This window comes from Haladaptatus sp. ZSTT2, from assembly GCF_037081775.1.
GTDB lineage: Archaea > Halobacteriota > Halobacteria > Halobacteriales > Halococcaceae > QDMS2.
Genome location: NZ_JBAMHQ010000001.1, coordinates 2211391 through 2225158, shown reverse-complemented (window position 1 = coordinate 2225158; position 13768 = coordinate 2211391). Strand labels below are relative to the sequence as shown.

General features: G+C 65.0%; 16 protein-coding genes and 1 tRNA gene. 2 read left to right on the top strand and 15 right to left on the bottom strand.

The genetic code is table 11. The features are described 5' to 3' along the window. Nucleotides 1–13 precede the first annotated feature (13 nt). On the top strand, nt 14–760 hold the full coding sequence (locus tag V5N13_RS12145; RefSeq protein ID WP_332898181.1) for a PHP domain-containing protein: 747 nt from the start codon (nt 14–16) through the stop codon (nt 758–760). A gap of 48 nt (nt 761–808) precedes the next feature. Here V5N13_RS12145 and V5N13_RS12140 read toward each other — a convergent pair. After that, nucleotides 809–892: transfer RNA gene (locus V5N13_RS12140), tRNA-Ser, on the bottom strand. Between the two features lie 105 nt (nt 893–997). Between V5N13_RS12140 and V5N13_RS12135 the strand changes: the two genes are divergently transcribed. After that, the gene (locus tag V5N13_RS12135) at nt 998–1948 is read left to right on the top strand and encodes an AAA family ATPase (protein ID WP_336360979.1); all 951 of its coding nucleotides are present in this window, start codon (nt 998–1000) and stop codon (nt 1946–1948) included. A gap of 12 nt (nt 1949–1960) precedes the next feature. Here V5N13_RS12135 and V5N13_RS12130 read toward each other — a convergent pair whose 3' ends face one another. The 14 genes from V5N13_RS12130 to V5N13_RS12065 form a co-directional block, all read right to left on the bottom strand. Continuing rightward, on the bottom strand, nt 1961–2458 hold the full coding sequence (locus V5N13_RS12130; RefSeq protein WP_336360978.1) for a DUF7519 family protein: 498 nt from the start codon (nt 2456–2458) through the stop codon (nt 1961–1963). Next, nucleotides 2455–3774 carry a DUF58 domain-containing protein gene (locus tag V5N13_RS12125; protein ID WP_336360977.1) on the bottom strand — a complete coding sequence of 440 codons (1320 nt, stop codon included), beginning with the start codon at nt 3772–3774 and terminating at the stop codon, nt 2455–2457. Before V5N13_RS12125 ends, V5N13_RS12130 begins: the two co-directional genes overlap by 4 nt. After that, nucleotides 3775–4350, bottom strand: a complete 576-nt coding sequence (locus V5N13_RS12120; RefSeq protein ID WP_336360976.1) for a DUF7269 family protein — start codon at nt 4348–4350, stop codon at nt 3775–3777. After that, nucleotides 4347–5264, bottom strand: a complete 918-nt coding sequence (locus V5N13_RS12115; RefSeq protein ID WP_336360975.1) for a DUF4129 domain-containing protein — start codon at nt 5262–5264, stop codon at nt 4347–4349. Before V5N13_RS12115 ends, V5N13_RS12120 begins: the two co-directional genes overlap by 4 nt. Before the next feature lie 61 nt (nt 5265–5325). Continuing rightward, complete coding sequence (locus V5N13_RS12110; RefSeq protein WP_336360974.1) at nt 5326–5733, bottom strand: hypothetical protein; 408 nt, start codon at nt 5731–5733, stop codon at nt 5326–5328. 51 nt (nt 5734–5784) lie between these two features. Beyond that, on the bottom strand, nt 5785–7281 hold the full coding sequence (locus tag V5N13_RS12105; protein WP_336360973.1) for a cobyric acid synthase: 1497 nt from the start codon (nt 7279–7281) through the stop codon (nt 5785–5787). Beyond that, nucleotides 7278–7979, bottom strand: a complete 702-nt coding sequence (locus tag V5N13_RS12100; protein WP_336360972.1) for a cob(I)yrinic acid a,c-diamide adenosyltransferase — start codon at nt 7977–7979, stop codon at nt 7278–7280. Before V5N13_RS12100 ends, V5N13_RS12105 begins: the two co-directional genes overlap by 4 nt. Next, entirely contained in the window at nt 7976–8686 is a 711-nt protein-coding gene (locus tag V5N13_RS12095) for an adenosylcobinamide amidohydrolase (RefSeq protein WP_336360971.1), read from the bottom strand. Before V5N13_RS12095 ends, V5N13_RS12100 begins: the two co-directional genes overlap by 4 nt. Further along, nucleotides 8679–9689: a threonine-phosphate decarboxylase gene (locus V5N13_RS12090; RefSeq protein ID WP_336360970.1), complete on the bottom strand. Its 1011-nt coding sequence runs from the start codon at nt 9687–9689 to the stop codon at nt 8679–8681. Before V5N13_RS12090 ends, V5N13_RS12095 begins: the two co-directional genes overlap by 8 nt. Next, a complete protein-coding gene (cobT, locus tag V5N13_RS12085; protein WP_336360969.1) occupies nt 9679–10677 on the bottom strand; it encodes a nicotinate mononucleotide-dependent phosphoribosyltransferase CobT in 999 nt (332 codons plus the stop codon). Before cobT ends, V5N13_RS12090 begins: the two co-directional genes overlap by 11 nt. Then, entirely contained in the window at nt 10674–11228 is a 555-nt protein-coding gene (locus V5N13_RS12080; protein ID WP_442905073.1) for an NTP transferase domain-containing protein, read from the bottom strand. The genes cobT and V5N13_RS12080 overlap by 4 nt, the downstream gene beginning before the upstream one ends. After that, nucleotides 11213–11956: an adenosylcobinamide-GDP ribazoletransferase gene (cobS, locus tag V5N13_RS12075; protein ID WP_336360968.1), complete on the bottom strand. Its 744-nt coding sequence runs from the start codon at nt 11954–11956 to the stop codon at nt 11213–11215. Before cobS ends, V5N13_RS12080 begins: the two co-directional genes overlap by 16 nt. Beyond that, nucleotides 11947–12843, bottom strand: a complete 897-nt coding sequence (cbiB, locus tag V5N13_RS12070; RefSeq protein WP_336360967.1) for an adenosylcobinamide-phosphate synthase CbiB — start codon at nt 12841–12843, stop codon at nt 11947–11949. Before cbiB ends, cobS begins: the two co-directional genes overlap by 10 nt. Next, nucleotides 12843–13481, bottom strand: coding sequence for an HAD family hydrolase (locus V5N13_RS12065; protein ID WP_336360966.1), 639 nt, complete (start codon nt 13479–13481; stop codon nt 12843–12845). The genes cbiB and V5N13_RS12065 overlap by 1 nt, the downstream gene beginning before the upstream one ends. Between the last annotated feature and the right edge of the window lie 287 nt (nt 13482–13768).

Here is a 13768-nt window from a genome sequence, read left to right as displayed (position 1 = left end):
TGACACGAGAAAAATGGCCGGCACAATCTCCGTTCGTATCGACCCCCACGTCCACTCCGAGGGGTCGTACGACGGCCGGGAGCCTGTCGAGTTAATTCTCGACCACGCGAGCGACATCGGACTGGACGGCGTGGTCATCACCGACCACGACACCATCGAGGAGTCCCGGAAAGCCGCCGAATTAGCCCCCGACTACGGCCTCATCGGTATCCCCGGCGTCGAAGTTTCGACCAAGGCCGGTCACCTGCTCGCACTCGGCGTCGACCAACGTCCACCCCGAGGCGAGACCTTCGCAGACACCGTGTCCCGCGTCCGCGATCTCGGCGGCATCGCAATCGCGCCCCATCCGTTCCAGCGCACCCGCCACGGCGTCCGCAAGCGCAATCTCACCGACTGCGACGGCATCGAGGTGTACAACTCCATGCTGTTCACCGGGTATCGAAATCGCCGCGCAGACAAGTTCGCAACGCGCCACGACTACCCCAAAATCGGCGCGAGCGACGCCCACTACCTCCCGAACATCGGCCGTGCGTACACGAAAATCCACGTCGACGAAGCCGACGTGTCCTTCACCAAGGAGACGCTGACCGGCGACCTGCTCATCGACGCGATTCGTGACGGTGACACCACGTTTCACGGGAAGCGGACACCGATTCACAAGAGCGCCCGCCAGTATTCGATTGGTGCGAGCCGAAAATCACTGTATCTGCTGACCTCGCAGTTGTCGTTTCTCCCGACCTTCCCGGCGTCGATGGAATGAGACAGTCGCGACACACGCGTCGCTCGCGGGTTTTGGAAAGTTGAAAGACGCCGAGAGTGAGATTTGAACTCACGAGTCCGAGGGACAGTTGCTTTCGAGGCAACCGCCTTGGCCGGGCTAGGCTATCTCGGCTCCATCAGAGACTTCCAGCGTGTTGCGTTTATCCGTTTCGATTTTTGCTGGCCCAAAAGCATGAAATTCGGTAGACATAAACGCCCACCGAACCGCGATATGTGCATGAATGTCACGGAGGCGAGCGCGGAGTGTGCGGCCGTCTTAGACGGTGTGAGCACCGCCGTCATCGCAGAGCGCAACTTTCTCGAAAGCGTCCTCATGGGTCTCGTCGGACAGGGCCACGTCCTCATCGAAGACGTGCCCGGGACGGGCAAGACGCTCACCGCCCGGAGCTTTGCGAAAGCACTCGGCCTCTCGTTTTCGCGCATCCAGTTCACCCCTGACCTGCTTCCCTCCGACGTGACCGGCACCCACGTCTTCAACGAAGGCGACCGCACCTTCGAGTTCACCGAAGGCCCCATCTTCGCGAACGTCGTCCTCGCAGACGAGATAAACAGAGCGCCGCCGAAGACCCAAGCCGCCCTCCTCGAAGCGATGGAGGAAAAGCAAGTGACGGTCGATGGCGACACCCACAAACTCCCCGATCCGTTTTTCGTGATGGCGACGCAGAACCCCGTCGAGCAGGAGGGAACGTTCGCGCTCCCCGAGGCGCAGGTAGACCGCTTTGCCGTCAAGACGGCGATTGGCTACCCGAACGAAGACGGCGAGTTCGACCTGCTCAAGCGTCGGGCGGCCCGTCGCGTCCAGAGTCCCTCGGTCGAGCGCGTCCTCACGACCGAGCGCGTGCGTGCGCTCCAGCAGGCCCCTGAAAGTATTCACGTCGAAGACGACGTGCTGCGGTACATGGTCGCCATCTCACGCGAGACGCGCGCCGACCCGCGGGTCAGAATCGGCGTGTCGCCGCGCGGAACCCAGCGGTTGTTCGAGGCCGCCCGCGCCCGCGCGGTCATCGTCGGCCGCGAGTACGTAACCCCTGATGATGTGAAACGAATCGCTCCCGCGGTGCTCGCCCACCGCGTCGTCCTCACGCCCGATGCGAAAATCAGCGACATCACGAAAGCGACCGTGATCAACGACGTGCTCGACGAGGTCCCGGTCCCAACCATCGACTGACCGACAGCAGACCTACCCGCGAAGCACGGACGTGAGCACCAGCGCGCCGATGAGCAAGAGCACGAGCGCGGTGAGCGAGTTGGTCGTCATCGCCATGAGATAGACGACGTAGCCAAGCACCCCAACGAGTGCGACGACGGCGACGCTGCCGCCTGCGTGAACGAGTTGCGCGCGTTTCGTCGGTGCGTTTCTCCCCAGTTGCTCCCCGAGACCGATTGCGTTCTCACCGACATCCCATGCGAGCACAGTCGCGCCGATGCCGAACAGCGTGAGCGGGATAGAAAGCCCTGACACCCCGGCGAGGAGGAGCGCAACGAACAGCACGCCTGCGCCGAGTGTTACTGCGACGCGCCGCCCGCGGAGGATGCCAATGGCGATGCTGAGAACGCCCGCGAGTGCGAGCAACACCGTAGACGGGCCTGCGTAGGCGGCGACGAACACGGCAACCAGCGCAACGCCCATCGTGAGCGCCCGGCCAAAATCGGGGGGCGTTCGGTCGATATCGGTCATTGGGCGAGCCTCCGCGTGGCCTTTGCGAGCGTCTCGGGGAGCGATTCAGCAGCGGGCCAATCGATGACGCGAATCCCAACTGCGCGCAGATTCGACAGCCGCGTCTGGCGCTCGATGCGGGCGAGTCGCTGGCCCGGCGTGGCCGTCGCCGTCGGGTCGGGGCTGAGAACGGTCACGAGGTGGCCGTAGGCGTCGAAGCGGCGGGCGAGCGACGCGATGTAGTCGTCGCACATCGGGGAGATAAGGACGAGCTGGGCGTGGCTCGGCAGTTGTTTTCGAATCTGGTTGACTCGGACTGACGGGTAGAACGGGCCGGTCGGTGGTGTCGCTGCGAGCGATTCGTGGGTCGAAAGCGCTTCTCTCACCCGGGCGCGGTGTTCGCTGTCAGAGCGCGGGCCAAGCCAGAGCGGTGTCGGTGAGAGCGTTGCCACGCCCACTTGGTCGCCCTGTGCGAGCAAGGACACGAAGGCGTGGGCCGCGGCATCGACGCTGCGCACGACCGCCGGTTCCGAGTCCTCGTCGGGGGCGACGTATGCGGCGTCGCGAGCATCGATGAGCAACACGACGGTTGCGGCGCGCTCTTCACGGAATTCGAGCGTCGAGAGTCGCCCCGTCCGGGCTTTGCGATTCCAGTCGATGCGTCCGAGTGGGTCGCCGGGACGGTACTCTCGAGTGGCGAAAAATTCGATACCCGACCCGCCCGTGTCGGTTTCGACCTGCCCGGCGTACTGTGAGGTCTGGGTGCGAAGTGGAAACGTGCCGACGGGGGGCAACGGCGCGACGCAGGCGATGGACGAGTCGCACTCGATTTGAACCGCTCGCTCGACCGTCCCGGGCAGGTTCCGCGCGAGGGCGAGCAGTGGCTGGAACTGGTGACCGCCGCGCACCGCTTCGATGGTGTATGAAAGGGTCACAGATTCGCCCGGCTTGAGCGCGGTCGCACACCGCGGTGAGCCACCGACCACGTCCACACCCGGCGGAACGCCGTCGGTGAGTCTGAGGTCGGTGAGCCTGCCATCGCCGTCGTTCATCACGGTCGTCGTAACCTCGACTTCCTCGCCGGGGTCTGGCGTTTCCGTCGAGACGGTTCGTGACACCTGCAACGAGACCACAGGTGGGGTTCGAAGCTGGGCGTAGGCGGCGAAGCCAACGCCGAGGACGCCCGCGAGCAACACCGCGGGCCGATTCGTGAGAACGCCGAGCGCGCCCGCGATGAAGGCGACGACGCTGATGCCCGTCCACCGGCCAGTCTGTCGGTCGATGTTCGTCCCGAGGGCTGGGAGGGCGTCCGGGTCGGGGCGCAGGTGCTCGCGCATTCAGCGCTCCTCCGTGATGAGCCGTCGGTTGAGCGCGTCGATTACGTGTCGGGCGCGCTGTTGAAAAAGCGACTCGCTCATGAGCGAGGTTCTGAGAAAGCCACCGAAGAAGCCAGCGTCGTCTACCTCCGCGGCGAAAAACGCCGCGGCGTGAACGTCGTCCGTCCACGTCCCCTCGCGGAGTTGGGCGTTGGCCTCCGCTTCCGAGAGGCCGCCGTAGCGCGTGAGTACGTCGATGGTCGCCCGTTCGAGCCGGTCTCTGACCGCATCTCGACGGCGGGCACCGCGCATGCGCCCCATCGCCCCGAGGACCCCGAACCCTTCGTCGAACTCGGCACCGGGAATCGTGACGGGGTCGCGGTACTCGACCGGGTGTGTCGTGGCTGCCTCGTCGGTCGAATTGAGGCGGTCTGTGGCCGCACTCACGGCCTGGACGAGCGCCACGACGCCGAGGATGGTGACGAGGAGTTGGGTTTGGCTGACGCCGTCGAGAAGGCCGGGAACGAACGCGACGGCGATACCGCCGAGAACCGCACCCGCGCCGAGAAGGGAGAACAGCGTGCGACTTCCGTTCATGTCGCATCCGCTCCGTAGGTGCGTTCGATGCGTTTGAGCGCGCTCACCGCGCGACGTTCGTGTTCTTCGGTGGCCGACTGCCCGCCGTAGCGCACGTCCTCGAACAGCCGCGTGAGTTCGGCCACATCCTCACGTTCCATCCCCGCCGCGACGGCCGCATCCGCGAACTCTGTGGGCGTACTCGACTGTGGATTCGGCAGGTCGAGGTGGTCGGTCATCGCCTTCCACGCGCGGTACACCTCGTTTTCGGGTTCGCCGCCGAGCTGTTCGATACGGCGAGCAGCGCGACCGGCGACCGCGCCGAGTTCTGCGACTTCGGCTGATGGCGCGCCGGGAACCGTCGCTTCCTCGTCGTCGCCCCGTACGGACTTCGTGTACGCGAAAATACCGAGCACGAGGACGAGACCGAGGAGGATGGCGACTGGCGTCGACACGGCGGGTTGGGGGGAAACCACCGAGTTCGTCACCTCACCGAGCGTGCCGCCTCCGGGCAAGGTAATGCGGTCACCGGAGCCAAACCCACCGGACCCGCTTTCGAACGAAAACCCGCCCGCACGGAGCAGGTAGTACATGAACACGGCGAGGAAGATGCCGACGCCGAATACGAGGACGGGACCTTTGACGCCGTAGTCTTTGTAGAGGACGACGATGCCGACGAGCGCGCCGACGACGATGAGGATTCCAAGGAGCTTTGAGAGGAGGCGATAGAACGGCGAGGCCGCTTCTTCGACTGGTTCGGGTGGGGTGGGGCCGCCAAAGGAGAACTCCTCGTCAGGGCCGACGCCGATATCGCTTCCCCCGACGCCAGCACCCGGCGACGACGCTGCGGTGGCGTCGAGATTCGCAGCCGCGACGGAGAGGGCGAGTACCGAGAGGAGGGCGATGGCGGCGAGCGCAACGTGCTGCCGGTTCACACGAAACGTAGGCCACGGGCAGAGTTTAGGTTTTTCCCATTTCGCCAACAGGTTCGCCGACCTACGCTTTCTGCACCCACACGTTCACGTCCTCGCGGATGTGGGCTGGCACCTCCACCTCATCGAAGTTTTCGAGGTGGATGGTGTACACATCACCGCGTGCCGTGATGTGACCCGGCCCGAGGCTCTCGAAGTGCTGGCTGAGGCCGTCGTCCCACTGCTCTGCGATAATGTGACTGAGCATGGCGAACATCGCGTCCTCCTCAGAGATGCCGTAGCGACCCTGCGACTCGACGATTTTCACGCTGCAGGTCGGACACTGGTGAATCTCGTAACCGTCGGCCGTAGCGAAGATTTCTTCCTCGAAATCGATGGCTGCGAGGCGCTCTTCCATCTGGCCGTGGGTGCCACAGACGGCCTTTTCTTCCGGCTGGTCGCCGATGTAGAGGGGGTTGTAGTCGTTGAGCATGTTCCGGTCTCCGTCTGGGCAGGTAATTGCGTTGTGGTCTCGGGTCAGTCGCTATTGACTATCGAAACATCCCGCAATAACATCTGAATCGAGATTTTCCATGACCAATCGCGCCGCCCGGTCTGCAGGGTCGTCAGTCGTTCCAAGCGCATTGGGAACCTGCTTGCCAGCAGCCGAAAATATGCCTTCCACAAATGACCGACGAAGCGACTCGTTCTCGAACAGGCCGTGTAGGTACGTGCCGAGTATGCTCCCGGTCGCCGCGCTTTCGGGGCCGAGCGGCCGAGCAACTGACCCTGCCGCGCTCGTCCGACCCATGTGGATTTCGTAGCCGGTGACAGTTCCAGAGAGACCAGCAAGCAGACCATGGTCGTCCACCTCACAGGTCGTCCGCGTCACGCGCTTTTCGGGGAGGAACTCGGTCGTAACTGGAAGCAGGCCGAAGCCCTGAATCGCGCCGCGTTCGCGCGTGCTCTCGACTTCGACGTTCGTGAGACGGTCGCCGAGCAGTTGAAAGCCGCCACAGATGCCCACGACCGGCCCATCAAAGGCGCAGATGCGTTCGCCGAATCCGGCGTCACGGAGCGCGAGCAGGTCATCGACCGTGTTCTTCGTGCCCGGCAACACGACGGCGTCAGCCGTGTCGAGTGAGTCATCGAGGGGGACGAACGCGACGCGCACGCCCGGTTCTGCGGCGAGCGGTTCGAGGTCGGTGAAGTTCGAGATGTGGGGTAGCCGAGGCACGGCAATCGTGATTGCGTCCGGTTCGAAAATGCCGTCGTCAGTGCCCCACACCGCGAGTTCCGTTTCAGTAGGTAACGAAACGCTGTCTTCTTCGGGCAAGCCGGGGTCGTCGTAGGGAAGCACGCCGAGACACGGGACGCCGGTTCTCGCTTCCAGATCCGCAAGGCCGGAATCAAGCAGGCTCGGGTCGCCGCGGAACTTGGTGATGACGGTTCCAATCACACGTTCTCTGAGTTCCGCTGGCATCAGTTCGAGTGTCCCGTAGAGGCTGGCAAACACGCCACCGCGTTCGATATCCCCCAAAAGGAGGATGTCAGCGTCCGCGAACCGCGCGGTTTCGCGGTTGGCGAGGTCGCGGTCTGCGAGGTTGATTTCCGCGATGCTCCCCGCTCCCTCTGCGACGATGACGTCGTACTCGGCGGCGAGTCGCTCGAAGGATTCTTCGGCCGCGGACTTCGCCTGTTCCCATCCGTCTTCGTAGTACGCTCCGGCCTCAAAGTTGCCGACCGCTTTGCCCTGAATCACGAGTTGGGACTGACCGTCACCGCGCGGTTTGAGCAGGACGGGATTCATGTCCGTCGTCGCTGGAACCCGCGCCGCCCGCGCTTGGACGAACTGCGAGACGCCGATTTCGCCCCAGTCACCGTCGGGCGACAGGGCCACCCGCGCGTTGTTGCTCATGTTCTGGGCTTTGAACGGGGCGACCGACACACCCGCGTCAGCGAGGGCGTGACACAGGCCTGCGGCGACCGTGCTCTTCCCGACGTGGCTCGCGGTGCCCGCGACCAGAATCGTGCGCGTCAATACTCCGTCCCTCGGCGTGCGCGTTGGCCAGCGTCGAATGGGTGTTTGTGCTTTTTCACCTCGGTCACGAGGTCTGCGCCCTCGAAGACGTACTCGGGTGGTTCGTGCCCGCCGGTCAACACGAGTTCGAGATTCGGCGGTTTGTTCTCGATGAGTGCGACCACGTCTTCGGGTTCGACCAGCCCGCGATTTGCGGCGTAGAGAATCTCGTCTAAGATGAGCATGTGGACGCCCTCCTCGGGTTCGCCGTCGAGTGCAAGTGGTTCGTCGAGCGAGACGCCCGACGCCCCCCAGAGCAACTCGCGTGCCCGGTCGAGGCCGGCTTTGGCGCGGGCTTCGTGTTCGTCGTCGTCGCTTTCGTCTAAAAAGCCGTGCCAGCCGTAACTCCCCGAGGTTTCGTAGGTGAATCCGGGGAATGCGTCGATGGCGTTGTACTCGCCGCGCACGTCTTCGACGCTTGAGGCACCGCCTTTCATGAACTGAAGGAAGTGGACGCGATAGCCGTGGCCCGCGGCGCGAAAGCCCATGCCGAGTGCGGCGGTCGTTTTTCCTTTCCCGTTGCCCCACCACACAGACACCAGCCCGAACTCCTCTGGAGAGTTCGGTTCGATGGCGCGAGCGGTCGGCGTGCGGCCCTTTCCGGGCGTGTTTTTGAGCTGTGCGTCGCGTCGTGTTTCGTCTGAGTTTGAATCGGTCATCGGTATGGGTTAAAAATGGTTGCGCGGTCTGTTGTGGTGACGCCGTATTTGGCGTCTGCAACGCTCGTTGGCATCGGCTTGTCGGGATTCCCCGCATAGCGGGCGGCGAGCGAGGCACTCACCGCTTCGCGCACGCAGGCCCGTGCGGCGGTTCCGACGGGCGTTGCACTTCCGGTGAACGTGGCGTCCTCGCCTGCGGGGTCAGCGCCGACGATAACCGCGTCAGTCGTCGTACCGGTGAACCCAGTTTTCGCGAGCAAGGTCGCGGTTTTTGCCTCGACAGCCACGCCGAGGAGCGTCGCCAGCGCGTCGTCCGCGAGCGCGCGGTCGGTACAGAGAATCACGTTCACGGTTCCCGCCTCCGGCCCTTCGACAGGCGACGATGGCTCGCCCGACGGTTCCATCGGAAGCGCCGCCGGGTTCGAGACACCCGCGGTGGCGAAGGCGACAACGCCGTCCAGACGCGCGCCGCGAAGGTGTTCCATATCGACGCCCGTGAACAGCGTCGGCCCCGAATCTGTGAAGCGTGCCTGCGCTCTGCGCTCTCTGGCGTACGCGCTGAGGTCGGTGTGTTCCCACCCCTCCGGAACGCTCACGTTGAACGCGGCGTCGGCGTCTTCGAATCCGCCGTTCCACCCGGTCGAAAGCCAGCGGCCACCGGGCTGAGAGACGCAAAGTACCTCCTCGCAAACGGTTGGCTCAAACATCACAGAGCACCGCCAGCAGTTCGTCGTTCTCGTCGGGCAAGCGAACTGCAACCCGGATGTGCGAGTCGAGACCGCGGAACGTCGTCGCGTCGCGGATGGCAATGCCGTGGGACAGCGCGTGATCGAGAAGGTTCGCCACGTCCCTGTCGCCAACGTCGAGCAAGAGGTACGGTGCGTCCGAGTGATGCACCTCGAACTGTTCTGCGAGCGCCGCCGTCATGCGCTCGCGTTCGTTCGCCACGCGAGTTCTGGTCGCTGCGATGAATGCGGTTTCGCGCATACAGAACGCGCCGACGGCGAGCGCGGGCGTGCCCATGTTCCACGACCGACGCGCGGTGAGTAGGGCGTCTCGCAGGTCGCCATCAGCCACCGCAAAACCAGCGCGGATGCCCGGCAGGCCGAACAGTTTGGTGAGCGAGCGCGCCACGATGACGCCCGGTTCGCCCGCGAGCGAGGGGTGGTCGGTGAACCCGAGAAACGCCTCGTCTACGAGTAGTGGCGTGCTAGCTTCGTGGCAGGCGCGGGCAAATTCGCGGAGCGAGTCTGGGTTGTACGCGTCTCCCGTCGGATTGTTCGGGTTGCACACGATGGCGAGCGCATGTCCCTCCGGGTCGGTTTCGAGCAGTTCGTCATGTGGCACGAACTCGGGCTGTGCGCCCTGTAGCTGTACTTCCCGGGCGTACTCGCCAAAGCTCGGATACGGGATGAGCACGGAGTCGCCGGGTGAGACGGTGCACTCGATGGCGAGGCGAATCGCGGCGAGGCCGCCCGGCGTCGGGATGGTTTGGGTTGAGTCACAACCGACGTATTCTGCCGCCGCCTCCCGGTAAGCCGCGGGCGGTTCCTGCGGGTAGGTTCGCGCCTGCTCGAAGGCGGTTTCGTACACCTCGCGGACGCCCCGTGGCACGAGTGGGTTCGTGTTCGCGCTGAAATCAAGGACGGTTGGGTCGTCGCTGCTGCCGTGGGGAACCCGACCCGTCGCGCGAATCGCCTCAGGCTCCATTCGCTCCCACCAACCGGTCGTAGCACTCGACGAGTTGTTCTCGAATGGCTGCCATCGAAACGTCGCGTTCTACGGCGACGGCGAGCGCCCCGCCCATGCCCGCGCCCTCCTTTGCAACGCCCGCGCAGTAGTGCTCCGTGGCGACGTGTTCTTGGTCATCGAATCCGGGATCGGTGACGGTGAAGGTGAGGCCGAGGTCGGCTGCAGCGCCTTGAACATCGGACGACGGGTCGTTCGCGACGAACGACGTGGTGGCGAGTTCGAGCGGGGCTTCGATGCCCTGGTGTCGAACGAGCGCGGCGGCCGCAATCTGTTGGGTGCCCCCGGCGAGCGTGACGCGAGCACCCCGAGACAGCGCGCCGACGGCGATGCCGGACACCGCCGCGAGCATCGGGTCGCCCATCTGCCGCACTGCTTCGAGTGGGTATTCTGCGCAGTCGCCGGGCGCAAGGTTGCTCGCAGTGAGGCCCTCCTCCACGACGCGTTCTTTCAGCGATTGGGGATTCTCGGGGAGCGACGACGAGGTGGCGTGGGGTTCGCCGAGTGCGGTGAGCACGCCGAGCGCCGTCGTCGTCCCGCCCGGAATGGTCTCCCCGATGACGAGGTGGTCGTCGGGGAGCGATTCGCCGAGTTCGACGCCGCGGTCGTAGATGGCTACAGCGTTCGGGACGGGGTCTCGATTTCGAATGTCGCCGCCCGGTCGGTCGCCGAGGTCGACGGTTGGTGCGCCCGTCTGTGCGGCGAGTCCCGCGTCCACGACCAGCAGTGGAAAGTCCGTGCATTCGCGTACCGCGCGCGTGACGATTGCGGGGGTAGGACAGCCATCAGGGCTCACGGGCACGACTGGCGCAAGTGTCGGTTCGCCGTACTCGATGAGTTCGGCGTCTGCGGGGGGCGTGTGCGCCATCAGCGTCCGGGTCGCGCCCGCGGCACTGATACCCTCGATTTGGGCGGTTTCGGTCGCGGCGCAGGCGAGGACGAACCTCATCGCCACGCCTCCGAAATCTGGGCGTCTGTTGGTCGATTCACGTTCACTGCCAGTCGTGGGTCAGCTGCAAGATACATGGTTTCAGAAGTGGATGGGGCGACGATGTTCACGCCCGTTGGCGCGACGGCTTGCCCCTCGTGGTCGAAGGTCAGGTCGGCGCTCACACCGAGTCGGTATTTGAGCGCGGCGGGGACACAGACGGTGAGCGAGTCGCCGTCGTAGGCGTCGAGGACGGCGTTGAGAACCTCACCCGTGAGCAACGGCAGGTCTGCGGCGACGGTCAGGACGGGTTTCAAGACGCGCGAGAGGGCGTACCCAAGGTCTTCAACGTAGCCCTCGCCGGGCGTCTCGATGTGCGGGAGCGAGTCGAGGTGGCGGGCGGTTTCGGGAGTGTGCGGTGAGACGACAGCGACGGTGCGCTCGACACGGCTCTCTTCGAGCGCAGTGATGACGGCATCGACCATCGGCTCGCCCGCGATTTCGTAGAGCGGTTTTTCCACGTCGGCGTTGAGGCGGGTGCCGCGGCCACCGCACATCACCAGCGCATCCATGCGACCACCCCCGCGTGGAGCGCGACGGCGCGCGCGAGTTCGTTGGTTGCGCCGAGTACGTCGCCGCTCACGCCGCCGAGCGTGCGGTTCGCCCACCAGAACACGACGAGTGCGGTTGCGAGTCCGGCGACGAGCGCGACGGACGCGGCAGGTGTGGGCCACGAAAGCGCCACGACGGGAAGCGAGACGAGCAGCGGGAGGGCGAACGAGAGCGGGCCAAGCGGTTCGGTGAGCGCGGAGCCGAGTCCCTCGTGGGCGGCCGTCCCGAAGCACGCGACCAGCACCATCCCGAGTTTTGCGCTGACCTCGGCGGCGACGACCACAGAGAGCGCCGCGAGTGGAAGGCTTGCGAGCGAGAATCCTGCGGTTGCGACGCCGAGAAACACGACACAGACGGCGAGAACGGCTCCGACCCCGACGGTCGTATCGCGCATGACTTCGCGTCTGCGTTCGGGGCCGCCGTGGACCGCGAGCGCGTCACCGAGGTCTGCCACGCCGTCTGCGTGGTTGATGCCGGTGACGACGAGCAGCCAGCAGACGAACACGATGGCCGCCGTCGCTGGTGGAAGTGGGAGGAGCAAAGGAACCGCGAGGAGCCCACCGATGACGTACCCCGCGAGCGGGAACGCGGCCGGAGTTCGCAAAAAGGCCTCCCACGCCGTTCCGGTCTGTCCGACGGGAACCTGTGAGAGGAAGCCGAGCGCGCCCTTGAGGGCCGTCAGAACCACGCAATCACCCCGGCGAGGAAAAAGGCGAGGACGCACGCGACGTTCACGATGCGGACGCCGCGGGTTGCCCTCTCAGAACTCGGCAGCGACGCCTCGGGATTCAGCGTGTAGGTGTCGGGTTTTCGCAGTTGGGCGTTCGTCGCCGCGGCGAGCGTCGCCATCGGCCAGCCAGAATTGGGCGACGGCGGTGCGTGTGCCCACCTTCGTGCCACGGAGAGCGCGCGCAGATTCCGGGCGGCAAGCGCAAGCAAGGCGGCGCTTGCGCGGGCGGGAAGCCACATCACCGCGTCGTCGAGGCGGGCGCTCGCGGTGCCGTGGGGTTTGTCTGGATAGCCGAGCATCGAATCGAGCGTGTTCACAGCTTTCACCCACACCGCACCAGCGACGCCGGCGGCGAGCGAGACCTGCACGCCGAGGGCGAACGCGAGCAGGGGTGCGACGAGCCCGTCTGCGAGATTTTCGGCCGCGCTCTCGACCGCGCCGCTGCGGAGTTCGCCCGGCGAGAGATTGGTGGTTTCTCGACCGACGAGACCGCGGATATGGCTGCGTGCGGTCGGATCATCCGCGTCGATGGCCGCGAGCACGTCACGGGCGAGCGAGACGAGCATCGACCGACTCGTGGTCGAAAACAGCCAGAGTCCGGCAACGAGCGCGGCGAGCAGGGGCGTGGAAATGACGAAAATCGTGCTTGCGGCGACGAGCGCCGCCGCGAGTGGAAAAAAGAGTGCAATCGCCGCGCCGACGAGTGTTGGCGTGCGCCAATCGCGGTCGAGCGGCGCGATGAGTCGGCCGAACATCGCCACGGGGTGAACGCGTGCTGGTGGCTCCGCAAAGCGCGCATCGAGCACGAACGCGAGTCCCACGGCGAGAATGGCCGACAGTCCCATCAGTGGGCCTCCAACCAGTCGGGAAACTCCGTGAGAGGGACGTCGTCTAGCAGGACGGCGGTTGCGCCTGCAGCTGTCGCGCCGCCGTCGGTTTCGGGGTCGTCACCGACGTGAATCAGGTCCTCGATGGGTGTGTCGAGCATACGGGCCACCGACTCGAACGCGCGGGCGTCGGGTTTGCGCCAGCCACAGCCGAGGCTCGTCATGATACAGTCGAACATCGGTGGGTAGAGGTCAGAGCGAATGAGCGTCCGGTTTGCGAGGTCGGGGACGCTGCAGTTCGAGAGGATGGCGACCGGGCCGCGGTCTGCGGCGGCTTTGACGGCTTCGACGGCTCCCTCGCGGGTGGTCACGTCGGGGTCGAACGCGGCGACGAGCGCCCGGCGAACCACGTTGCCGTGGCCGTCGCCACCGGTTCTGAAATCCACGTCACGGCTGCGGAGTGCGGCGTTGACGTGGGCCGGAAGCGGCACTTCCGCGCCGTCGGGAGCGTCGATGTGTACCTCGTGGTAGGCGTCCTCCCAATCGTCGGGAACGGCGACGTTTCTCGCGGCCAGTTCCGCGCCGACGGCGGCGGCCGGATTCTCCGGATACTCAGCCTCAACGAGCGTCCCGAACAGGTCGAACGAGACGCTCATCGCTGCCTCCGACTTGACGAATGCTGCGGTAGGTTGGGGAGCATGCGCTGAAACACAGTTGTTGTGACCTCTACACAAACCAATAAAAATGTATCTAAGACAAGTATGTTTGTCTTGTACGTGACGACAGCAGCTTGGAGCTGGCACAGACTTGATTGGAAAATCAATGAGCCACGACAACGCACGTACGTCAGAAGAGTAATATGAGTGTCTCTAGCACAATAATTAAGCACGCTGCATGAGACAATGGGGTAAGACGTGTCAACTCGCACGGTTCCTTTCGCTGC

Bases quoted from the DNA above. Each gene is read 5' to 3' on its own strand.
- cobT (WP_336360969.1), bottom strand. From the start codon at position 10,677: ATGAGGTTCGTCCTCGCCTGCGCCGCGACCGAAACCGCCCAAATCGAG.
- cbiB (WP_336360967.1), bottom strand. From the start codon at position 12,843: ATGGGACTGTCGGCCATTCTCGCCGTGGGACTCGCGTTCGTGCTCGAT.
- V5N13_RS12145 (WP_332898181.1), top strand. From the start codon at position 14: ATGGCCGGCACAATCTCCGTTCGTATCGACCCCCACGTCCACTCCGAG.
- V5N13_RS12110 (WP_336360974.1), bottom strand. From the start codon at position 5,733: ATGCTCAACGACTACAACCCCCTCTACATCGGCGACCAGCCGGAAGAA.
- V5N13_RS12095 (WP_336360971.1), bottom strand. From the start codon at position 8,686: ATGTTTGAGCCAACCGTTTGCGAGGAGGTACTTTGCGTCTCTCAGCCC.
- V5N13_RS12100 (WP_336360972.1), bottom strand. From the start codon at position 7,979: ATGACCGATTCAAACTCAGACGAAACACGACGCGACGCACAGCTCAAA.
- V5N13_RS12135 (WP_336360979.1), top strand. From the start codon at position 998: ATGAATGTCACGGAGGCGAGCGCGGAGTGTGCGGCCGTCTTAGACGGT.
- V5N13_RS12130 (WP_336360978.1), bottom strand. From the start codon at position 2,458: ATGACCGATATCGACCGAACGCCCCCCGATTTTGGCCGGGCGCTCACG.
- V5N13_RS12120 (WP_336360976.1), bottom strand. From the start codon at position 4,350: ATGAACGGAAGTCGCACGCTGTTCTCCCTTCTCGGCGCGGGTGCGGTT.
- V5N13_RS12065 (WP_336360966.1), bottom strand. From the start codon at position 13,481: ATGAGCGTCTCGTTCGACCTGTTCGGGACGCTCGTTGAGGCTGAGTAT.
- V5N13_RS12080 (WP_442905073.1), bottom strand. From the start codon at position 11,228: ATGGATGCGCTGGTGATGTGCGGTGGCCGCGGCACCCGCCTCAACGCC.
- V5N13_RS12090 (WP_336360970.1), bottom strand. From the start codon at position 9,689: ATGGAGCCTGAGGCGATTCGCGCGACGGGTCGGGTTCCCCACGGCAGC.
- V5N13_RS12125 (WP_336360977.1), bottom strand. From the start codon at position 3,774: ATGCGCGAGCACCTGCGCCCCGACCCGGACGCCCTCCCAGCCCTCGGG.